19 protein-coding genes and 1 pseudogene are annotated in these 20,059 nt (G+C 70.1%); 4 read left to right on the top strand and 16 right to left on the bottom strand.

Annotation, left to right across the window (positions count from 1 at the left end; all coding sequences use genetic code 11):
* Positions 1–268 precede the first annotated feature (268 nt).
* The 3 genes from OG440_RS07975 to OG440_RS07965 all read left to right on the top strand — a co-directional run bounded on the left by OG440_RS07975 (position 269) and on the right by OG440_RS07965 (position 2,655).
* The gene (locus tag OG440_RS07975) at positions 269–817 is read left to right on the top strand and encodes a DUF1697 domain-containing protein (protein ID WP_406006133.1); all 549 of its coding nucleotides are present in this window, start codon (positions 269–271) and stop codon (positions 815–817) included.
* Positions 818–997: 180 nt separating this feature from the next.
* The gene (locus tag OG440_RS07970) at positions 998–2,029 is read left to right on the top strand and encodes a ketopantoate reductase family protein (RefSeq protein ID WP_406006132.1); all 1,032 of its coding nucleotides are present in this window, start codon (positions 998–1,000) and stop codon (positions 2,027–2,029) included.
* Between the two features lie 26 nt (positions 2,030–2,055).
* On the top strand, positions 2,056–2,655 hold the full coding sequence (locus OG440_RS07965) for a TIGR03086 family metal-binding protein (RefSeq protein ID WP_406006131.1): 600 nt from the start codon (positions 2,056–2,058) through the stop codon (positions 2,653–2,655).
* A gap of 100 nt (positions 2,656–2,755) precedes the next feature.
* Here OG440_RS07965 and OG440_RS07960 read toward each other — a convergent pair whose 3' ends face one another.
* From OG440_RS07960 to OG440_RS07890, 15 genes are all read right to left on the bottom strand, one after another.
* Positions 2,756–3,517, bottom strand: a complete 762-nt coding sequence (locus OG440_RS07960) for a sirohydrochlorin chelatase (protein ID WP_406006130.1) — start codon at positions 3,515–3,517, stop codon at positions 2,756–2,758.
* Positions 3,518–3,523: 6 nt separating this feature from the next.
* Entirely contained in the window at positions 3,524–4,423 is a 900-nt protein-coding gene (locus OG440_RS07955; protein WP_406006129.1) for an ABC transporter permease, read from the bottom strand.
* Complete coding sequence (locus tag OG440_RS07950; protein ID WP_406006128.1) at positions 4,410–5,222, bottom strand: ABC transporter ATP-binding protein; 813 nt, start codon at positions 5,220–5,222, stop codon at positions 4,410–4,412. The genes OG440_RS07955 and OG440_RS07950 overlap by 14 nt, the downstream gene beginning before the upstream one ends.
* Before the next feature lie 10 nt (positions 5,223–5,232).
* Positions 5,233–6,345, bottom strand: a complete 1,113-nt coding sequence (locus OG440_RS07945) for an aliphatic sulfonate ABC transporter substrate-binding protein (RefSeq protein ID WP_406006127.1) — start codon at positions 6,343–6,345, stop codon at positions 5,233–5,235.
* Positions 6,346–6,618: 273 nt separating this feature from the next.
* Positions 6,619–7,953 carry a sulfate adenylyltransferase subunit 1 gene (locus tag OG440_RS07940; RefSeq protein WP_406006126.1) on the bottom strand — a complete coding sequence of 445 codons (1,335 nt, stop codon included), beginning with the start codon at positions 7,951–7,953 and terminating at the stop codon, positions 6,619–6,621.
* 2 nt (positions 7,954–7,955) lie between these two features.
* Positions 7,956–8,894 (bottom strand): sulfate adenylyltransferase subunit CysD, encoded by a 939-nt coding sequence (gene cysD, locus OG440_RS07935; RefSeq protein ID WP_406006125.1) that lies wholly within the window; start codon positions 8,892–8,894, stop codon positions 7,956–7,958.
* Positions 8,891–9,490 (bottom strand): adenylyl-sulfate kinase, encoded by a 600-nt coding sequence (gene cysC / locus OG440_RS07930; RefSeq protein WP_406006124.1) that lies wholly within the window; start codon positions 9,488–9,490, stop codon positions 8,891–8,893. The genes cysD and cysC overlap by 4 nt, the downstream gene beginning before the upstream one ends.
* A gap of 5 nt (positions 9,491–9,495) precedes the next feature.
* Positions 9,496–10,206, bottom strand: coding sequence for a phosphoadenylyl-sulfate reductase (locus tag OG440_RS07925; RefSeq protein WP_406006123.1), 711 nt, complete (start codon positions 10,204–10,206; stop codon positions 9,496–9,498).
* Positions 10,203–10,382, bottom strand: coding sequence for a hypothetical protein (locus tag OG440_RS07920; protein ID WP_406006122.1), 180 nt, complete (start codon positions 10,380–10,382; stop codon positions 10,203–10,205). Before OG440_RS07920 ends, OG440_RS07925 begins: the two co-directional genes overlap by 4 nt.
* Positions 10,379–12,076, bottom strand: coding sequence for a nitrite/sulfite reductase (locus OG440_RS07915; protein WP_406006121.1), 1,698 nt, complete (start codon positions 12,074–12,076; stop codon positions 10,379–10,381). The genes OG440_RS07920 and OG440_RS07915 overlap by 4 nt, the downstream gene beginning before the upstream one ends.
* Before the next feature lie 175 nt (positions 12,077–12,251).
* Positions 12,252–12,335, bottom strand: coding sequence for a putative leader peptide (locus OG440_RS07910; protein ID WP_309486338.1), 84 nt, complete (start codon positions 12,333–12,335; stop codon positions 12,252–12,254).
* A gap of 151 nt (positions 12,336–12,486) precedes the next feature.
* The gene (locus OG440_RS07905) at positions 12,487–13,059 is read right to left on the bottom strand and encodes a GNAT family N-acetyltransferase (RefSeq protein ID WP_406006120.1); all 573 of its coding nucleotides are present in this window, start codon (positions 13,057–13,059) and stop codon (positions 12,487–12,489) included.
* 17 nt (positions 13,060–13,076) lie between these two features.
* Positions 13,077–14,393 (bottom strand): hypothetical protein, encoded by a 1,317-nt coding sequence (locus tag OG440_RS07900; protein ID WP_406006119.1) that lies wholly within the window; start codon positions 14,391–14,393, stop codon positions 13,077–13,079.
* A gap of 165 nt (positions 14,394–14,558) precedes the next feature.
* Complete coding sequence (locus tag OG440_RS07895) at positions 14,559–15,836, bottom strand: GAF domain-containing protein (RefSeq protein WP_406006118.1); 1,278 nt, start codon at positions 15,834–15,836, stop codon at positions 14,559–14,561.
* A 311-nt stretch (positions 15,837–16,147) separates the two neighbouring features.
* A complete protein-coding gene (locus OG440_RS07890; protein WP_406006117.1) occupies positions 16,148–17,797 on the bottom strand; it encodes an acyl-CoA dehydrogenase family protein in 1,650 nt (549 codons plus the stop codon).
* A 124-nt stretch (positions 17,798–17,921) separates the two neighbouring features.
* On the opposite strand from OG440_RS07890, the gene OG440_RS07885 reads away from it, so the two are divergent.
* The gene (locus tag OG440_RS07885; protein WP_406006116.1) at positions 17,922–19,103 is read left to right on the top strand and encodes a YihY/virulence factor BrkB family protein; all 1,182 of its coding nucleotides are present in this window, start codon (positions 17,922–17,924) and stop codon (positions 19,101–19,103) included.
* 107 nt (positions 19,104–19,210) lie between these two features.
* On the opposite strand, the pseudogene OG440_RS07880 reads toward OG440_RS07885, so the two are convergent.
* Positions 19,211–20,051 (bottom strand): annotated as a pseudogene (locus tag OG440_RS07880) (NmrA family NAD(P)-binding protein).
* Positions 20,052–20,059: the final 8 nt, after the last annotated feature.

The following is a 20,059-nucleotide window of genomic DNA, read 5'->3' as shown; positions in this document are numbered from 1 at the left end:
AGGCCCCCTACATCTATCCGGGGATCTCGGGGACGACGATCAGGGTGCGGGGCCGGTGGGGCGGGCCCGTGACGGCGAGAGGGAGTCCGAGGCGCAGGTCGGAAGGGTCATGACAGGAGTTTGTTGAACAAGTCATAAGCCTGTGGAGATGTCCGGCAGATGTTGCTCCGCGGCCCGCCGATCGGCCAGAGTTTCGCCCGACGCTCCACCCCGGCCGCGGCCGTCGTGCCCACCCCCACGGGGCACGACGGCCGCCTAAGGTGAGCGGATGACGACGACGTACGCGGCACTGCTGCGCGGCATCAACGTGGGCGGCAGCAGGAAGGTCCCGATGGCCGAACTGCGCACCCTCCTGGAGGGGCTCGGCCTCGGGGACGTCCGCACCCACCTCCAGAGCGGTCAGGCCGTGTTCTCCTCCGCCCACGGGGACGAGGACAGCCTCGCCGCCGAGCTCACGGCGGCGATCGAGAAACACTTCGGCTTCGCCGTGGGGGTCATCGTGCGCGACCACACCTATCTGGAAGCGGTTGCCGACGCCTGCCCGTTCCCCGCCACGGACCTGGAGGCCAGGCAACTCCACATCACCTATTTCTCCACCCCCGTCGACGCGGAGCGCTACGCGGACATCGACCAGGCCGCCCACCTCCCCGAGGAGTTCCGCCTCGGCGACCGCGTCCTGTACCTGTACGCCCCCGAGGGCCTCGGCCGCTCCAAGCTCGCCGAACAGCTGTCCAGGCCCCGGCGCAACAAGGGGCTCATCGCCACGACCCGCAACTGGAACACCGTCGTGAAACTGGTGGAGATGACGCGAGCGTGACCTTGCGCAAGCCGCGCGAGGGCGCCCGGGAGAGCATCTCGCGGGGCAGGGTGAGCCGCGGACCGGCGGGGAGCCGGTGGATCCCTGAGACCGGGATCGGTCTCCACCCCGAACGACCTCGGGCGGATCCTTTCCCGGGCTTGTGACGGGGCGTGCGCACGGCTGTGCGACGCTCCTCCCATGCGCTACATCATCATCGGGGCAGGGGCGATCGGCGGCACGGTCGGCGGACGACTAGCACAGGCCGGGCACGAGGTCGTGCTGGTCGCGCGAGGCGCGCACCGGGCGGCGCTCACGGAGGACGGACTGCTGCTCAGGGTCCCGCAGGGCGAGCTGACCTACCGGCTGCCCGTCGTCGAAGGACCGGACGCGCTCGGCACGCTGCGCGCCGACGACGTCCTCTTCCTCGCCGTCAAGACCCAGGACACCGAGGCGGCACTGCGGGTGTGGGGCCCGGCCCCGGTCGAGGGCGGCGGCACGGCCGCCGAGCGGCTGCCCGTGTTCTGCGCGCAGAACGGGGTGGAGAGCCCGCGCCTCGCCCTGCGCCGTTTCCGAAACGTGTACGGCGTCTGCGTCTGGCTGCCCGCCACCCATGTCGAACCGGGTGTCGTCTCCGCCGCCGGCACACCGCTCACCGGAATCCTGCACCTGGGCCGATACCCGCACGGCACCGACGAGACGGTCCGCCGGATCGCCGCCGACCTGGAAGAGGCGTATTTCGAGGCACCGGTCGTACCCGACGTCTCCCGCTGGCAGTACGCGAAGCTGCTGTCCAACCTCGGAAACGCCATGGAAGCGGTGAGCGGCACCTCGGGAGACCCCGGGGCGGAGGCGCTGTACGCGAGGGTGCGGGCCGAGGGCGAGGCCGTGCTGCACGCGGCCGGGATCGAGTGGACGAGCACCGGGGAACAGCAGGCCGTACGCGGTGACAAGGTCACGCTCGTCCCGCTCGACGGCGCCCCGCGCGGCGGTGGGTCCTCCTGGCAGTCCCTCAGCCGTGGTGTCGGCTCCATCGAGGCCGACCACCTCAACGGCGAGATCGCGCTCCTCGGCCGGCTGCACGGCGTACCGACCCCGCTGAACGAGTTTCTGCAACGGCTTGCCAACCAGTTCGCCCGGGAGCGCCGGGCCCCCGGCTCCCTGCCGTTGACGGAGCTGATCCGATGGGCCGACCGGGCCGCCGCCGCTGTCGCGTTTGTTCAAGAACCCTGAGCACCGCGCTGCCTAGCGTGGGACGCATGAAGTACGACGAGACGCACCAGTACCTGTCCGAATGCGCCGCCGAGGCGGCGCGCGTCGCCCGCGGTGTCCCGGCGGCACGATTGAGCGACCCGACGCACTGTCCGGGCTGGGACGTTCGCACCCTGGTCAACCACTGGGTCCTGTACACCTCCCACGGCCTCGAACACCGCGCCCTGCGCAAACAGCTCCCCGACGACCTGGTCGCCCGCGACTTCACCGCCGACCCGCGGTGGGCCGAGGCGTACGCCGACCAGCTCGGGCGCGCGGTCGCGGCCTGGGCGGATCCGGCCGTGTGGGAGGGCGAGGTGGATTTGGGAATGGCCGCGATGCCCGCCGCCGAGATCGCCTCGATGATCGTCAAGGAGATGGCGGTGCACGGCTGGGACGTGGCGGTCGCCACCGACCAGGAGTTCCACGTCTCCGACGACGCGGCCCGGTTCGTGCTCGACGTCGTCGAACAGCACGGCGACCTCTACCGCCGGTACGACGGCTTCGCGGCCGTGGTGCCGGTGGCACAGGACGCCCCGGTGTTCGAGCGGGCGCTGGCGGCGAGCGGCCGCGATCCACGCCAGGGCGCGGCCCGCGGGGTCCGCTGAGCGCCACCGGGAATTCTGTTTCGACCGCGGCTGACGGCTGACGGCTGACGGCTGATCCGGGCCGTCGACGTCGACCGTTGCCGAGGCGGCCCGTGGGCGGTCAGGCGCCGACGGCCGCCAGCGCCGGCGCGCGCGCCGCGTCGTAGCGTTCCAGCAGCACCCGTGCCACCTCCGGCGCCGGGCCGAGCACGTCGGCCAGGACGTCCGCCGCGGCCGCGCCTCGCGCGATACGGTCCGGCAGGAATCCGGGGGCCAGGACGTACGGTGCGACGGCGACCCGCGCGCAGCCCAGCGCCCGCAGTTCGCGGACCGCGTCCTCGGTGCGCGGGAACCCCGAGGGAGAATTGCCGGAGGCGAACGCAGGCCGCACGGCACACCAACCGGTGCGCCGCCACTCCCGCGCGATTTCTGCGATCACTGCGATCGCCTCCGGGTCCGTGGACCCCGCCGAGGCCAGCACGACCCCGGTCGAGGACTTGTCGGCGGGCGTCAAGCCCGCCTCGTACAGCCGCCGTTCGAGGACGGCGAGCAGCAGGGGCGACGGGCCGAGGACCTCGGCCTGCCTGATCCGCAGCTGTGCCGGAGCGTCCCGCAGGACCGCCGGGATGTCCGCCTTCGCGTGGAACGCCCGGGTCAGCAGCAGCGGCAGCGCCACGACGTCACGGACGCCCTCCGCCGCCAACGACTCCAGCACTCCCTGGACGGAGGGGATGTTGAAGTCCAGGAAACCGGTCTCCACCCGCAGTCCCGGCCGCAACGACCGCACCCGCCGCACCAGGGCGTGCACGGTCGCCGCGTGCCGAGGGTCGCGGCTGCCGTGGGCGATCACCACGAGAACGGGAGGAACCGGTTTCCTGTACATGTGACTTCAGCTCTTCACCAGCAGACCACGGCTGCGCAGCACCCACCGCTCCAGCGGACTGAAGATCAGCAGGTCGATGGCGATACCGACGAACAGGATGAGCAGGATCGCCTCGAACACCATCGACATGTCACTGGCGTTGCGCCCGTTCTCCAGCAACTGGCCGAGGCCGACGCCGAGGTCGGGGAAGGACGCGATGATCTCCGCCGCCATCAGCGAACGCCACGAGAACGCCCAGCCCTGCTTCAGCCCGGCCACATAGCCCGGCAGCGCGGCCGGCAACGTGATGTAGAACGTTCCCTTCAGTCCCGTCGCGCCCATCGTGCGACCCGCCCGCAGGAACAGCGGCGGCACCTGGTCGACGCCGGACACCAGCCCGTTGGCGATGGACGGCACCGCGCCGAGCAGGATCACCGCGTACATCATCGAGTTGTTCAGGCCCAGCCACAGCACGGCCGGCGGCACCCACGCCACCGACGGCAGCGACTGGAGACCGGACAGGATCGGACCGATCGCCGCCCGCACGAACTTCACCCGGGCCACCAGCAGACCCAACGGGGTGCCGATCGCCAGGGCGAAGAGGAAGCCGAGCAGACCGCGCGAAACGCTCGTCCAGATGTAGCCGAGCAGCTTGCCCTCGAGCCAGGCGTCCTGAAGCGTCCGCCAGACGTCCAGGGGAGAGACCAGCTTCGTCGGGTCGTCGACGATCTTGAAGGTGATGTGCCAGACGATCAGCAGCAGCACCGTCGCGATGATCGGCGGCAGGATCTTGTCGACGAAGGTCCGACGAAAGGGCGTACGGCCGGTGGGCGCCACCACGTCCAGCGCGTCGAGTCCCGCCTCCACCCCGGCGAGCTCGGTGGTGACCGCCTTCGCCACCGGCGGGTTCGTCTCAGTGCTGGCCATGTCGGCGGATCTCCCCACGCAGGACTTCGGTGATCTCGATGGACAGTTCCGCGACCGGGGCGTCCTCGATCCGGCGCGGCTGCGGGATGTCGACCGTCCACTCCCGCGCCACCCGGCCGGGCCGGGAGGACAGCAGGACGACCCGCTGCGCGAGCCGCACCGCCTCGCGCACGTTGTGCGTGACGAAGAGGACGGACAGTCCCGTCTCCTCCCAGATCCGGGTCAGCTCGTCGTGCAGCACGTCCCGCGTGATGGCGTCCAGCGCCGCGAACGGCTCGTCCATCAGCAGGATGTTGCTCTCCTGCGCCAGCGCGCGGGCCATCGCCACGCGCTGCCGCATACCGCCGGAAAGTTCGTGAACACGCTTTCCGTAAGCGCCCTTCAGCCGGACCAGCTCGAGGAGCTCCTCCGCCTTGCCGCGCCGCTCGGTCTTCGCGACCCCCCGGAGCTTCAGGGCAAGCTCGATGTTCTTGCCCGCGGTCAGCCACGGGAAGAGGGCGTGCTCCTGGAACATCAGTGCCGGACGGCCGTCCGTCGTGATGGAGCCGGTGGTGGGCTCGTCGAGCCCCGCCACCAGGTTGAGCAGAGTGGACTTGCCGCAGCCCGAAGCCCCCAGGAGGGTGACGAACTCGCCGGGAGCGACATCGAGGGTGATGTCGTCCAGGACGAGCTGCTGCCCACCCGGCCCCGCGAAGGACTTCGAGACGTGCTCAAGCCGGGCCGCGTATTCCACGGACTGCGCGGACTCGGCGGCCTTGGCGAAGGTCGTGGCCATGGTCGTCACCTCCTGGGAACTCATCGGATTCCGGTCAGCCGACGCCGAGACCGGCGTCGTCGACCGTGGACTCGCCCTCGGCCTTGAGGACCTTGTTCAGGATGCTCAGGTCGTAGATGCCCTTGAGGTCGGGCTTCTCCAGCAGACCCGCCTTGACCGCGTGCTCCGCCTCGGTGTTGAGCGTGGAGGCCAGCGGGTCGTTGATGAACTGGATCGACGTCCACGCCGGGTCCAGCACCTCGGTCGGCAGCGCCTTGCCGGAGTCCGCCTCCAGCTGCTTGTTCGCCGCGGCCTTGGCCGCCACCGGGTTGGCGTTGATCCACTTGTTGGAGTCGACCGAACCCTTCAGCACCGCCTCGACGACCTTCGGGTGCTCCGTGAGGAACTTCTGCGACACGATGATGTTCGTGATCACGAACTTCTTGTCGGGCCACAGCGACGCCTCGTCGAGGAGCACCTTGCCGCCCTCGGCGACCAGCTTGGACGCGGTCGGCTCCGGCACCCAGGCGCCGTCGAGCGAACCGGCCTTGAAGGCGTCCGGGGTCACCTTGTTGTCGCTGCGGACAACGGTGACGTCACCCTTGCCGCTCTGTGCGTCGACCTTCCAGCCCTGCTCCGCGATCCAGTTCAGGAACGCCACGTCCTGCGTGTTCCCGAGCTGAGGTGTCGCGATCTTCTTGCCCTTGACGTCCTTGAGGGACTTGACCTTGTCCGGGTTGACGACGAGCTTCACGCCGCCGGACGCCGAACCGCCGACGATGCGCAGGCTCTTGCCGTCGGACTTGGTGTAGCCGTTGATCGCGGGCGAGGGGCCGATCCAGCCGATGTCGATGGAGCCGGCGTTCAGCGCCTCGATCTCGGACGGGCCCGCGTTGAAGGTCGCGTACGACGCCTTGGTGGCACCCAGCGCCTTCTGGAAGATGCCCTGCTCACGGCCGACGAGCGCGGTCGCGTGGGTCAGGTTGCCGAAGTATCCGATCTTGACGGTGTCGAGCCCCTCGATCTTCTCCGATCCGGCGGCGACCTTCTCGTTGGCGTTGGAGTCCTTGGCCTCGGAACCGTAGCCGCAGGCCGCGAGGGCGAGAAGGGGAAGGGCCGCTGCGGCGGCGAGACCGCGGCGGAGGAGAACTGAGCGGTTGGCAGGCACGGGAGGGGTTCCTCTCGTTGGCCCGGCGGTCACGGATTTTCAGGTCGTGGCCGGGAAATCGGCAAAGGGTCTTCGTCGCTTACGGAGTGGGGGTCCACCCGCCTGCGAGCGAAGCCGAGCATGTGGGGGCGGGTGGGGTGACGGGGCGCGCAGGCAGTGCGCGTACGTCAGAGCGCACATCGCGCCACCCCACCCTGCCCGCTGCCGAGGGCGCCGCTGCCGACACGGCCGCCCTCCTTCGCGAACTCGGAGTAGAAATCCGTTGCGGTCATTTCAGAAGTCCCAACCGTCGTCGTCGGACCGGTCCTTGACCGGCTCCGGTGACGCGAACGACTCGCCCACCATGCCCGCGGTCAGCGTGGTGCCGTCGGCCGGATCGATCAGGATGAACGAACCGGTGCGGCGGGAGTCGGCGTAGGAATCCACCGGAAGCGGCTGCGAGGTGCGGATCTTCACGCGTCCGATGTCGTTGGCGACGAGCTGTCCCGGGTGCGGGTGCAGGGACAGGTCGTCGAGCGTGAGCCGGGACGGGATGTCCTTGACGATCGCCTTGACCGTGCGGGTCCCGTGCTTGATCAGCACCCGGTGCCCGACGGTCAGCGGCTGGTCGGCCACATGGCACACGGTCGCCTCGACGTCCTGAGTCGTGGGCGGCGCGTCCTTGGTCGGCACGATCAGGTCGCCACGCGAGATGTCGATGTCGTCCTCGAGCAGCACGGTCACCGACTGGGTCGTCCACGCCGAGTCCACCGGCTCGCCCAGCAGGTCGATACCGGCAATCGTCGAGGTGCGGCCGGACGGCAGCACCGTCACCGCCTCGCCCACATGGAACGTGCCGGCCGCGATCTGGCCCGCGTACCCCCGGTAGTCCGGGTGCTCCGCGGTCTGCGGACGGATCACGTACTGCACCGGCAGCCGTGCGTGGCAGTGCGCCAGGTCGTGACTCACCGGAACCGTTTCCAGGTGTTCCAGGAAGGTAGGCCCGCCGTACCAGTCCATGTTCGCCGACGGATCCACCACGTTGTCGCCGGCGAGCGCCGAGATGGGGATCGCGGTGACCTCGGGAACGCCGAGCTCGCTCGCGTATGCCGTGAACTCCTCGGCAATCTCCGCGAAGACGGTTTCCCGGTACTCGACGAGGTCCATCTTGTTGACGGCGAGGACGACGTGCGGAACACGGAGCAGGGCGGCGATCGCCGCGTGCCTGCGGGTCTGTTCCACCACCCCGTTGCGGGCGTCGACCAGGATCACCGTCAGCTCGGCCGTGGAGGCGCCCGTCACCATGTTGCGGGTGTACTGCACATGACCGGGTGTGTCGGCGAGGATGAAGCGGCGCCGGGGCGTGGCGAAGTAGCGGTAGGCCACGTCGATGGTGATGCCCTGCTCACGCTCGGCGCGCAGGCCGTCGGTGAGGAGCGCGAGGTCGGGGGTCTCCTGGCCGCGGTTCGCCGAGGCACGCTCCACGGCCTCCAGCTGATCGCTCAGGATCGACTTGGAGTCGTGCAGGAGCCGGCCCACGAGCGTGGACTTGCCGTCGTCGACGGAACCGGCGGTGGCGAACCGCAGCAGGGTCGTGGCCGAGAGTTCCTCGGAGGTGATCGTGCTCATGCTTAGAAGTACCCCTCGCGCTTGCGGTCTTCCATCGCGGCCTCGGACATCTTGTCGTCGGCGCGGGTGGCGCCCCGCTCGGTGAGCCGGGAGGCGGCGATCTCGGCGATGACGTCGTCGAGCGTCACCGCGTCGGAGTCGACGGCGCCGGTGCAGGACATGTCGCCCACGGTCCGGTAGCGCACGAGGCGCTTCTCGACGCTCTCGCCGTCCTTCGGTCCGCCCCACTCGCCGGCGGTCAGCCACATCCCGCCGCGCCGGAAGACCTCCCGGTCGTGCGCGAAGTAGATCTGGGGCAGTTCGATGCCCTCACGGGCGATGTACTGCCAGACGTCGAGCTCGGTCCAGTTGGACAGCGGGAACACCCGGACGTGCTCACCGGGGGCGTGGCGGCCGTTGTACAGGTTCCACAGTTCCGGACGCTGGCGGCGGGGGTCCCACTGGGAGAACTCGTCGCGCAGGGAGAACACGCGCTCCTTGGCGCGGGCCTTCTCCTCGTCGCGGCGGCCGCCGCCGAAGACGGCGTCGAACTTCTCGGACTGGATCCGCTCCGTCAGCGGCAGCGTCTGGAGCGGGTTGCGCACGCCGTCGGGACGCTCGCGCAGCGCACCGCGGTCGATGTAGTCCTGGACGGAGGCCACATGGAGGCGCAGCCCGTGCGCGTCGACGACCCGGTCCCGGTACTCGAGGACCTCGGGGAAGTTGTGCCCGGTGTCGACGTGCAGGAGCGAGAAGGGGACCGGGGCGGGGGCGAACGCCTTGAGGGCCAGGTGCAGCATGACGATGGAGTCCTTGCCACCGGAGAACAGGATCACCGGGTTCTCGAACTCGCCCGCCACCTCGCGGAAGATGTGCACCGCCTCGGACTCCAGCGAGTCCAGGTGGCTGAGGGTGTACGGGCCGGCCGTACCCTCCTCGGCCTTCGCGACGGTCGTCGTCATGCCAGTCCCCTCTCGGTGAGCAGGGCGTACACCGACGCCGCGGACTCCTGCACGGTCTGGTCCTGGGACTCGATCCGCAGGTCGGGCGACTCGGGGACCTCGTAGGGGTCGTCGACCCCGGTGAGCCCGGTCAGCTCGCCCGCCGCCTGCTTCGCGTACAGGCCCTTCACGTCCCGGACCGAGCACACCTCGACCGGGGTCGCCACGTGCACCTCCAGGTAACCGGTTCCGCTCTCCTGGTGGCGCTTGCGCACCGCTTCCCGGCTGTCCGCGTAGGGCGCGATCACCGGGACCAGGGCCTTGACGCCGTTACGGGCGAGCAGTTCGGCCAGGAAACCGATGCGCTGCACGTTGATGTGCCGGTCCTCGCGGCTGAATCCGAGTCCCGCGGAGATGAACTCACGGATCTCGTCGCCGTCGAGCACCTCGACGCGATGGCCCTCCTCGCGCAGCCGGCCGGCCAGCTCGTACGCGATGGTGGTCTTGCCGGCGCTCGGCAGACCCGTGAGCCAGACGGTGGCTCCGGTCGTCACGTGGTTCTCCCGGTTCGTAGATGTGGGGGTGGGGGCGGGGGTGTTCGTGGAGGTCGAGGTCATCGCGGTCAGCCGTGCAGCCCGCACTCGGTCTTCGCGCGTCCCGCCCAGCGGCCGGAGCGCGCGTCCTCGCCCGCGAGGACCCGTCGGGTGCACGGGGCGCAGCCGACGGAGGCGTAACCGTCCATCAGCAGGGGGTTGGACAGTACGCCGTGCTCGGTGATGTACGCGTCGACGTCGTCCTGGCTCCAGCGGGCGATCGGCGAGATCTTGACCTTCTGCCGCTTCTCGTCCCAGCCGACGACCGGGGTGTTCGCGCGGGTCTCGGACTCGTCGCGCCGCAGGCCGGTGGCCCAGGCACCGTAGTTCTCGAGCCCCTCTTCCAACGGCTGCACCTTGCGCAACTTGCAGCACAGGTCCGGGTCGCGGTCGTGCAGCTTTGGCCCGTACTCGGCGTCCTGCTCGGCGACGGTCCGGCGCGGGGTGAGCGTGATGACGTTGACATCCATCACGGCTTCGACGGCGTCCCGGGTGCCGATGGTCTCGGGGAAGTGGTAACCGGTGTCGAGGAAGACCACGTCCACGCCCTTGCGGACGCGGGACGCCAGGTGGGCGACCACGGCGTCCTCCATGGACGACGTCACACAGAACCGCTTGCCGAAGGTGTCCACCGCCCACTGGAGGATCTCCAGCGCGGAGGCCTCCTCCAGATCGCGGCCCGCCTGCTCGGCCAGCGCCTTCAACTCGTCGGTGCTGCGGCCTTCCTGAAGCGTCGTCATATCCGGTCCCCTCCCGGTTCGGTGTGCTGAACGCCCCGGGCGAGCAGCCCGAGGAACTTCAGCTGGAATGCGCGATTGCATGCCGCGCATTCCCAGGCGCCGTGACCCTGCTCGTTCGGACGCAGGTCCTCGTCGCCGCAGTAGGGGCAGTGGAAGGGGGCGGCCCGCTCGCTCACGACAGTGCCTCCTCGCTGGCGCGGGTGGCCCAGGTTGCGAACCGCTCGCCGTCCTCGCGCTCGTCCTGGAACCGCTTCAGTACGCGTTCCACGTAGTCCGGCAGTTCCTCCGAAGTGACCTTCAGACCACGGACCTTGCGGCCGAAGGAGGCTTCCAGCCCGAGCGCGCCGCCCAGGTGCACCTGGTAGCCCTCGACCTGCTCGCCCCGCTCGTTGACGACCAGCTGTCCCTTGAGTCCGATGTCCGCGACCTGGATACGGGCGCAGGCGTTCGGGCAGCCGTTGATGTTGATGGTGAGCGGCTCGTCGAACTCCGGGAGGCGGCGCTCCAGTTCGTCGATCAGGGCGGAGCCGCGCTGCTTGGTCTCGACGATGGCGAGCTTGCAGTACTCGATGCCGGTGCAGGCCATGGTGCCGCGCCGGAACGTGGACGGCCTGGCGGTCAGGTCCAGCGCCTCCAGCGCCTCGACCAGCGACGCGACCTTCTCTTCCACCACGTCGAGGACGATCAGCTTCTGCTCGACGGTGGTCCGCACCCGGCCCGAGCCGTGCTCCTCGGCGAGCTCCGCGATCTTCGTCAGGGTGGCGCCGTCCACGCGGCCGACGCGCGGGGCGATACCGACGTAGAAACGGCCGTCGTTCTGGCGGTGCACACCGACGTGGTCGCGCCAGCGCTCCACGGGGGCGGCGGGCGCCGGACCGTCGACGAGCGCGCGCTTGAGGTACTCGTCCTCCAGGACCTGGCGGAACTTCTCCGGGCCCCAGTCGGCGACCAGGAACTTCAGGCGGGCGCGGTTGCGCAGGCGCCGGTAGCCGTAGTCGCGGAAGATGCCGATCACGCCCGCCCAGACGTCCGGAATCTCGTCCAGCGGGACCCAGGCGCCGAGCCGGACGCCGATCTTCGGGTTGGTGGAGAGCCCACCGCCGACCCACAGGTCGAAGCCGGGGCCGTGCTCGGGGTGCTCGACGCCGACGAACGCGACGTCGTTGATCTCGTGGGCGACGTCCAGGAGCGGGGATCCGGAGATCGCCGTCTTGAACTTGCGCGGCAGGTTGGAGAATTCCTTGCTGCCGATGAACCGGCGGTTGATCTCGTCGACGGCCGGGCTGCCGTCGATGATCTCGTCCTCGGCGATTCCGGCCACCGGCGAGCCGAGGATCGTCCGGGGCGTGTCGCCGCAGGCCTCGGTGGTGGACAGGCCGACCGCCTCGAGGCGGTTCCAGATCTCGGGCACGTCCTCGATGCGGATCCAGTGGTACTGGACGTTCTGCCGGTCGGTGAGGTCGGCGGTGCCGCGCGCGAACTCCTGCGAGATCTCGCCGATCACCCTCAGCTGTTCGGTGGTGAGCCGGCCGCCGTCGATGCGGACCCGCAGCATGAAGTACTTGTCGTCCAGCTCCTCCGGCTCCAGGATCGCCGTCTTGCCGCCGTCGATCCCCGGCTTGCGCTGGGTGTACAGGCCCCACCAGCGCATCCGGCCGCGCAGATCGTTGGGGTCGATCGAGTCGAAACCCCGCTTGGAGTAGATCGTCTCGATGCGTGTCCGCACATTGAGACCGTCGTCGTCCTTTTTGAACTGCTCGTTGCCGTTGAGCGGGGTGAAGTGCCCCGCGGCCCACTGGCCCTCACCGCGGTGACGGCTCACCTTGCGGCGGGGAGTCGCGGCGGCAGGGTTCTGCGGGGTGGCGGCCATGGTTGATACGTCCTTCGGGACAGCGGAGGAAGGTGTCGGCGCGTAGCGCCGTCCGGGAGAGGTGCTGGTCGGTGCCGGGCGGGAGCTCTGACCTGCGCGCGGGCACATGGAGCTTACGTGCGCGTCATTGCGCGGGAGGAGGCTCGAGCGGAGATGTCGGCGGTGCTGGGGCTCGTCAGCTCGCCGGACAGATGGCGCTGGACATGCGGCCGAGGTCGACGTGCCGCCGACTCACCAAGGCAATTCCAGTTCCGGACATGACGAAAGCGTGTCACGGCGATCTGGACACAGTCCAGCTTCGTCCGCGATGCGGACACCCGGGTCCCGAAATGTGAGACCGGGGTGTCCTCGATCACATGACCTGCGAGGGCTCTTGTCGGTGCAGGTCACAGCCGGTATGAGCGAGGGGGTCAGACCGCAAGGGCGCCCGGCCAGGGGCCCGGCGCGGCCACCTCGGCCTGCTCCTCGACCTTGGTGTCGAACAGCTTGAAACCGCGCCGCTGATAGTTGTCCATGGCGTGCTCGCCGTCCAGGCTGCACGTGTGCAGCCACACCCGCTTGGTCCCCGGCAGTCCCGGCCAGCGGTCCGCGAGATCCCAGGCGCGCGCCGCGCCGTACGACAGCAGGTGCCCGCCGATGCGCCGTCCCCGGAAGGCCGGGATCAGACCGAAGTAAACGATCTCTACGACTCCGTCGTCCTGCGGTTCCAGCTCCACGTATCCGGCCGGTGTGCCCCGGTCGTAGGCGACCCAGGTCTCGACCCCGGGACGTGCCAGATGTTCCTGCCACTGCGCGTACGTCCAGCGCAGCCGGTCGATCCAGCGGATGTCCCCGCCGACGGACGCGTACAGGAAACGGCTGAACTCGGGGGAGGGGACCTCGGAGCGGACGATCCGGACGTCGCCCTCGGGCGCGGCGGCCGGGAGGACGTCGGTCGGGTCGGTCTGCTCCAGGGACCAGGTGGTCACGGGGATGTGGGTCATGCCCGTCAGGGAATCATCTACCCGGTTGTTCTGTCGATCGAGGCCAGCGGCAGCGCGAAGAGCACGCGTCCCGACTGGGTCCAGACCTCGCCGGTCTCCTGCCAGAGGGAGAGGGAATCGGTCTGCGGGCTCCAGCAGTTGTGTGTTTCCTCGGTGCCGCAGACCGCGGCCTCGGACGTGTCCGCCGTGTCGTCGCTCCGGCCGGCGTCCTGCCGCCACAGCGTCCCCTGCTCGTCCCGCTGGTCGGCGGCACGGCTCACGTACCACTCGCCCCGGTACGACAGCACGCCCCGTACGCCCGTCACCTTTGTCTCGTACACCTCGGAAGCCCGTACCCGGCCGGTGGCGCTCGTGGCGAGCAGCCCCTCGTGGCCCGGGACGGTGCTGAAGGGGTAGCGCCACAGGCGGGCGTCCCGATCGCCGTCGTCGAGGGTCCACTCCCCGGCGACCAGGCTGTCCGGCACGGTGCTGCGGTCGAGGGAAACGGTTGCCGGGTGCGGAGCGTCGGAGGCGCCGCTCAACTCGTAGGAGCCGATGGCCGGCAGTACGAAGCGGTAACCGTTTGCCGACCAGCCGCCCGGCACCCGTCCGACCGCGTCACCGGCGACGGTGGCCCGCTGGACCCGGTTCATGTCGTACACGTAGAGCGCGGCCCGGTCCCCGTCGTCGGCGGTGACCAGCAGTTTGTCCTGGTACCAGACCATTCCGGAAACATGTGAGACCAGCCCCCGGTAGTCCCGCCCGTCGTCCACCGGGAGGGCGAGCAGCGCCCAGGTGTAGGTGAGGTGGTTCAGGTCGCCCGCGTTCACGAAGCCGACCCGGGCAAGACCCCGGTCGGCGACGGTGCCGCCGCTGCGTGACCACCCGGAGAGGATCACCCGGTTCGAGCCCCAGACGCCGTCGTCGTCCGCGTCCCCCGAGGTGGTGACCGCGCCCGGCTGCCAGCCGGCGGTGTCGTCCGTGTTCCAGCAGTAGGCGCGCGAGGCCACCGGGGAGACCGGCAGGGCCCGGCGTTCGGCCGGCGAGCAGTCGATCGCGTCCCGCAGGCTGCGGTCCGCCCCGGCCAGCACCGCTCCGACGCCGACCGGGCGGCCCATTCCCGCGGCGAGCCGGTCGAGGGAGGCCTGTGCCACCCGGTTCTCCGTGAGACGCAGTTTTCCGGTGTCGGCCGAGGCGGTAAGCGGTTTCAGATCCCCGGGTCCGTCGTGGGTGACCGTTGCCTGGGAGGCGCTGATCATGGTGGCGGCAACGGTGAGAGCGAGGGCGGTTCCGGACAGGAATGCCCGTAGTGCCCTGCCTCGTCTGCGCCGGCGGTGTCGGCCGCGTTGCTTCATTTGCCCTCCCGAGGCGGGCCAACTGCGCCTGATGATCCGTACGTTGACCGAGGAGCAGGTGGGGTGACCCGTAGAGGGATGCTACGGCAGTCGGGCGCCGTCGGGGGCGAAGACCCCGCAAATATGCGGAAGATGCCACCGGAAGGACCCGGGCGGACATCGTTGCTACGGTGCCGCCACCCGGTTCCTCACCACGGCGGGAGCGGACGAATGCGGTAGCAAACCCGTCGGATCCGCCGGAAGCAGCACCTCGACCTCGGCGTCCTCGCAGAAACGATACGGCCGATGTTCCAGGAAACCCCCCAGATACCGCCGCACCCGGGACATCTCGGCCCGCACCGTCACCGTGCGGCCCGAGTCGCCGAACACGTCCTCGGCCAGGCCCGCCGCGCTGCGACCACCACGGTCGGCCGCCAGCAGATACAGCAACTCGGCGTGCCGGGGACTGAGTTCGTGGGACCACGAACCCGCACCCCCCGAGACCGTCACCGACCAGCGCCGGGGCCGGGTCAGATCCAGCACGATCCGGGTCCCGCCGCGCGGCGGCGGCTCGGCGGTCTCGTCCACCGACCGCACCAGCCAGCCTCCGGCCAGCGGCTCGATCGAACACAGTCCGAGCGCGGGCAGCCGGCGACGGCCCGGGGACGACGACTTGGGCAGCGCGATACGGCTCGCGTACGGCATCCCGGTCACCGCGGCCGTCCACCCGTCCCCGTCCACCACGGCCGCCCGGCCGCCCAGACGGGCCAGTACCGGCGCCGCCACCGCGCGCAACCGCTCCAGCGAAACCAGGTGCCTCTCCCGCAGCCTGGCCTCGGCGAGCTTCGCCACCGAGTCGACCCAGGCGAGCGTGGCCGGATGCATCGTCTCCAGCGGCCCGCTGACATCGACCACACCGAGCAGCCGGCCGTTGCGCGGGTCCGTGATCGGGGCGCCCGCGCAGGTCCAGGCCGTGTGCGAGCGTACGAAGTGCTCGGCGGCGAACACCTGCACGGGCCGGCGCACCACCGCAGGCGTGCCCACACCGTTGGTGCCGACCACGGCCTCGCCCCAGTCCGCGCCCAGCTCGAAGCCGAGCCCGTCCGCCTTGCGCAGCACGGGTCCGCAGCCCTCGCGCCACAGCACCCGGCCCTCCTCGTCGGCGACGACCATGATGTGGTGGGCGACGTCCGCGACCGACAGCAGTCCCTCGCGCAGCACCGGGAGCACCTCCCGCAACGGCGACTCCTCCCGCCTGCGCCGCACCTCGTCCGCGCTGAGCAGCCCCGCCCGGAAATCGTGTTCCGGGTCGACACCACTGCGCAGCATCCGATCCCAGGACTGCTCGATCACGGGACGCGGGGCGACACGCGCCCGCTGACCGGCCAGCCGGGCGTCGCGCACCTCGTTGAGCATCCGCGCCGCCCGCGCGGCGTCGACGGCCGCGAGCTGCGGCACGTTCATCGGTGGCATCACCACTGGGCCTCCCGGGAGCACACAGTCGGACAACCGGATGTCAAGTTTTCGCGCCGACTGTTTCCGGTCTTGCTGAAGGCCCCCATCTTGCCCTTCACAGGTGACGGAGGGGCACACTCCGGTCACATCCACCGACACGTTGCAACCCCCTGCAACCCTGGTGAACATCCACAGGGTGTTTCAAACTTGAGCCACGCCGTCCCGAGCGGCGATTCTGGCCTCGCAGGGCCATTGCGGCGGGGGTGGTGCCGTGTCGGCGCAGCACCACCCCCGCTTCCTGTTCCCACAGGTCGGCCCGGTCAGGAGCGGGGATCGGCCCGCTCGACGACCGACGCCAGGTCCAGGCTGTGGGGCAGGGTCCCGAAGGCCGCGCCCCCGTCCCCGCCCAGCCGCGAGGCGCAGAACGCGTCGGCGACCTCCGGCGGTGCGAATCGCACGAGCAGTGCCCCCTGAAGCACCAGAGCGAACCGCTCCGCCAGCCGGCGCGCCCGCCCCTCGACGCCGTCCAGATCGGCCAGTTCCGTCAGCAGGCTCTTGATCGCCTTGTCCAGCCGGTGATCGGCTCCACGCGCCCGCCCCACCTCCTGGAGATAGGCGTCGAGCGCGTGCGGCTCCCGTTGCAGGGCGCGCAGCACGTCCAGCGCCTGCACGTTGCCCGCGCCCTCCCACACCGAGTTCAGCGGCGACTCGCGCACCAGCCGGGGCATCCCCGACTCCTCGACGTAACCGTTTCCACCGAGGCATTCCGACGCCTCCACCGCCACCGGCGCACAGCGCTTGGTCACCCAGTACTTGGCAGCCGGAACCGCGATCCGCAGCAGCGCCCGTTCCTGCTCGCCACCGTCGTCACAGGCCGCCGCGAGCCGCAGCGCGAGGACGGTCGCCGCCTCCGATTCCAGCGCGAGGTCGGCCAGGACGTTGCGCATCAACGGTTTGTCGACGAGCTTTCCGCCGAACGCCTCACGATGGGTGCAGTGATGGATCGCCTGCGCCACCGCCTGCCGCATCAGCCCCGCCGAGCCCAGCACACAGTCGAGCCGTGTCGCCGCCACCATGTCGATGATGGTGCGCACCCCGCGCCCCTCCTCACCGACCCGACGGGCCCAGGTTCCGTCGAACTCGACCTCCGCGGACGCGTTGGACCTGTTTCCCAGCTTGTCCTTGAGCCGCTGGATACGGAAAACGTTACGAGAATCGTCTCCGAGCACGCGGGGAACGAGGAAACAGGTGAGCCCGCCACCAGCCCGGGTCGGGGCCGCCTGCGCGAGCACCAGGAAACCGTCCGACATGGGCGCCGAACAGAACCACTTGTGACCGGTCAGTACGTACGTCCCGCCCTCGGCGAGGGGAACGGCGACCGTCGCGTTCGCCCGGACGTCGCTGCCGCCCTGTTTCTCCGTCATTCCCATGCCGAACAGCGCCCCGGCCTTCAACCGGGCCGGCCGCAGCTCACGGTCGTAGATCGTGGACGTCAGCCGCGGCTCCCACTCGGCGGCCAGCTCCGGATCGGCGCGCAGCGCGGGCACCGCCGCATGGGTCATCGACAGCGGACAGCCGTTGCCCGCCTCCACCTGCGTCCACACCAGGAAGCCCGCCGCCCGGCGCACATGCCCGCCCGGCCGCACCCAGGCATCCGTCAGATGGGCCCCGACCCCCTTGCCGAGCAGCCGGTGCCACGCCGGATGGAAGTCGACCTCGTCGATGCGGTGCCCGTAGCGGTCGTGCGTACGCAGTTTCGGCGGATTCTCGTTGGCCTGCACCGCCCACTCGTGCAGTTGTTCCGATCCGGCCGCCCGGCCGAGCGCCGACAACTCGCCGTGCGCCGCGTCGAGCAGGTCCGGATCAAGATGCCGTTCCACGGCCTCCACCAGCGCGTGATCGGCGCCGTACACGTCGTACCCGGTCAGGGGCGGGGGCTGGTTGGTCACGGTGTGCGTGGTGCCTGCCATAGCCCGAACCTACCCCCGGGTACGACGGTCATGGCCCCCTGGAAGCCCGCGCGCCGCTCCCCGACCCGGTGAAGCGGCCTTGCCGGAGGTGAGTGCAGCCCCGAACGGCGGATACCTTTAGGGCGTGCAGCCAGGAAGTCAGTCACCCGAGCAACCCGGAAGCCCCACCGGGCGTCTCCACCGGGCGCGTGCCCTTTACCGGAACGTTTCCAAGCGGCGGACAGCCTGGCTGCTGTTGAAGGACACCGTCAACACCTGCGTCGAGTACCGCATCCTCGGTCTGGCCGCCGAAGCCGCTTTCTTCACGTTGCTGTCCGTGCCGCCGCTGCTGCTCAGCCTCATCGGCCTGCTCGGCTACGTCGACGACTGGACCGGTACCGACACCATCACCAGTCTCGAGGCCAACCTCCTCGACGCCTCACGCACGGTCCTCTCGGACAAGGGCGTCCGGCAGATCGCCCAGCCGATCCTCGACGACGTGATGAAGGGCGGCCGCCCCGACGTCATCTCCATAGGTTTCCTGTTCGCGCTCTGGTCGGGCTCACGCGCGGTGAACGTCTTCATCGACACCATCACCGTGATGTACGGCCTCGACGGCGTGCGCGGGATCGTCAAGACACGGCTGGTGGCCTTCCTGCTGTTCGTCGGGGCCCTGCTGATCGGCTCGGTCGCGCTGCCGCTGATGGTCGCCGGACCGGACGCGGTGGTGCGGGTCGTCCCCTGGTCGACCACCGTGGTGCAGGTCCTGTACTGGCCGGTCGTGATCGTCCTGTCCATCGCGTTCCTGACAACGCTCTACCACGTGTCCGTACCCGTGCGCTCGCCGTGGATCGAGGACGTCCCCGGCGCGCTCGTCGCTCTCGCCATGTGGGTGCTCGGCAGTTTCCTGCTGCGTATCTACCTGACGAACACGATCGAGGGCGCCACCATCTACGGCTCCCTCGCCGCCGCCGTGGCCGTACTGCTGTGGATCGGTGTGTCCGCGTTCGCCGTGCTGGTCGGCGCCGCCGTCAACGCCGCGATCGACCGGGTCTGGCCGGCCGCCGCGACGGCCGCGGCCCGTGCCGCCAACGAACGGCTCCGGGAGGAGGAGGCCGCGGAGTACGTCGCTCGCATGGCGGCGATCCGCTCCCACGAGGACGACGACCCCGACGATCCCGACATGCCGTCCGAGTTTCCCGAGCGGTGGTCCCGTTTCCTTCCGCCGGAGGACGTGACGGGGCGTTTCCGGACGCACGCGAAGAGTTTCCCGAAGGGCCCCGGGGGAAACAGCGGGAACGGATCGGAACAACCCCCGGAGAAGTAACCCCCGGGAAATGACTTTCCGGGTGGGTGGCGAAGCCCGGGTGGCGAACCGAGGGGAAGTCGCGTCCCCAGAGCCCCTCGGAGCCCCTCGGAAACGCGGAAGGAAAGCTACGCCTTCCAGACGTCCGCCCCGGCCGACTCCGCCGCGAACTCCGCGAAGTCACGCGGCTCGCGGCCGAGCACCTGCCGGACGCCGTCCGAGAGATAGGCGTTACGACCGTCGAGTAGCGACTCGAACAGCTCCACCAGGAACGCCACTTCCTCCGGCGGTACCCCGAACGCGGCCAACCGCTCGCCGTACCGACGGGCCGGGACGGGCGTGTACGTCAGCTCACGCCCGGCTGCCCGCCCGATCTCCGCAACCGCTTCCCGAAACGTCAGCAGCCGTGGCCCGGACACCTCCAGAGTCCTGCCCACGTACTGATCGCCCTGGGTAAGCGTTTTCACCACCACATCGGCGACATCCCGCAGATCGACGAAGGGCTCCGCTGCCTCCCCGCCCGCGAACACCAGCTCCCCGCTCTGCCGCAGCCCCCTCCACCAGCGGCCCCTCACTCAAGTTCTGCGCGAACCATGCGGCCCGCACGACCGTCCAGTCGGCGCCCGACGCCCGCAGCGCCTCCTCGGTCGGCAGCGCCCGCTCCTCACCCCGCGACGACAACAGCGCCAGCCGCCGCACCCCGAGTGCGACCGCCTCCCGGGCCAGCCGCCCCACCGCGTCGGCGGCGTCCGGCGCCCCCACATCCGAGGGATGCACCAGGTACGCCGCGTCCGCGCCGCGCAGCACGTCCGCCCACGTCGAACCGTCGTACCAGTCGAACCCCTGGCCTCGCGAGGCCGCCCGCACCGTCAGCCCGGCCGTCTCGGCCGCCTGTGCCACCCTGCTGCCCGTCCGACCGGTCGCGCCGGTCACCACCACCGTCATCCGCTGTGCCGTCTTCTGTGTCATGCGTTCAG

It is taken from the genome of Streptomyces sp. NBC_00637 (assembly GCF_045161545.1).
Lineage (GTDB): Bacteria > Actinomycetota > Actinomycetes > Streptomycetales > Streptomycetaceae > Streptomyces.
Note: the sequence above shows the minus strand (reverse complement) of the source record. Positions and strands in the feature narration are given on the sequence as shown.

What these genes read in the sequence shown, in the direction of transcription:
- OG440_RS07975 (WP_406006133.1), top strand. Translation starts at nt 269, where the DNA reads ATGACGACGACGTACGCGGCACTGCTGCGCGGCATCAACGTGGGCGGC.
- OG440_RS07970 (WP_406006132.1), top strand. Translation starts at nt 998, where the DNA reads ATGCGCTACATCATCATCGGGGCAGGGGCGATCGGCGGCACGGTCGGC.
- OG440_RS07965 (WP_406006131.1), top strand. Translation starts at nt 2,056, where the DNA reads ATGAAGTACGACGAGACGCACCAGTACCTGTCCGAATGCGCCGCCGAG.
- OG440_RS07960 (WP_406006130.1), bottom strand. Translation starts at nt 3,517, where the DNA reads ATGTACAGGAAACCGGTTCCTCCCGTTCTCGTGGTGATCGCCCACGGC.
- OG440_RS07955 (WP_406006129.1), bottom strand. Translation starts at nt 4,423, where the DNA reads ATGGCCAGCACTGAGACGAACCCGCCGGTGGCGAAGGCGGTCACCACC.
- OG440_RS07950 (WP_406006128.1), bottom strand. Translation starts at nt 5,222, where the DNA reads ATGAGTTCCCAGGAGGTGACGACCATGGCCACGACCTTCGCCAAGGCC.
- OG440_RS07940 (WP_406006126.1), bottom strand. Translation starts at nt 7,953, where the DNA reads ATGAGCACGATCACCTCCGAGGAACTCTCGGCCACGACCCTGCTGCGG.
- cysD (WP_406006125.1), bottom strand. Translation starts at nt 8,894, where the DNA reads ATGACGACGACCGTCGCGAAGGCCGAGGAGGGTACGGCCGGCCCGTAC.
- cysC (WP_406006124.1), bottom strand. Translation starts at nt 9,490, where the DNA reads ATGACCTCGACCTCCACGAACACCCCCGCCCCCACCCCCACATCTACG.
- OG440_RS07925 (WP_406006123.1), bottom strand. Translation starts at nt 10,206, where the DNA reads ATGACGACGCTTCAGGAAGGCCGCAGCACCGACGAGTTGAAGGCGCTG.
- OG440_RS07915 (WP_406006121.1), bottom strand. Translation starts at nt 12,076, where the DNA reads ATGGCCGCCACCCCGCAGAACCCTGCCGCCGCGACTCCCCGCCGCAAG.
- OG440_RS07910 (WP_309486338.1), bottom strand. Translation starts at nt 12,335, where the DNA reads ATGTCCGGAACTGGAATTGCCTTGGTGAGTCGGCGGCACGTCGACCTC.
- OG440_RS07905 (WP_406006120.1), bottom strand. Translation starts at nt 13,059, where the DNA reads ATGACCCACATCCCCGTGACCACCTGGTCCCTGGAGCAGACCGACCCG.
- OG440_RS07900 (WP_406006119.1), bottom strand. Translation starts at nt 14,393, where the DNA reads ATGAAGCAACGCGGCCGACACCGCCGGCGCAGACGAGGCAGGGCACTA.
- OG440_RS07895 (WP_406006118.1), bottom strand. Translation starts at nt 15,836, where the DNA reads ATGAACGTGCCGCAGCTCGCGGCCGTCGACGCCGCGCGGGCGGCGCGG.
- OG440_RS07890 (WP_406006117.1), bottom strand. Translation starts at nt 17,797, where the DNA reads ATGGCAGGCACCACGCACACCGTGACCAACCAGCCCCCGCCCCTGACC.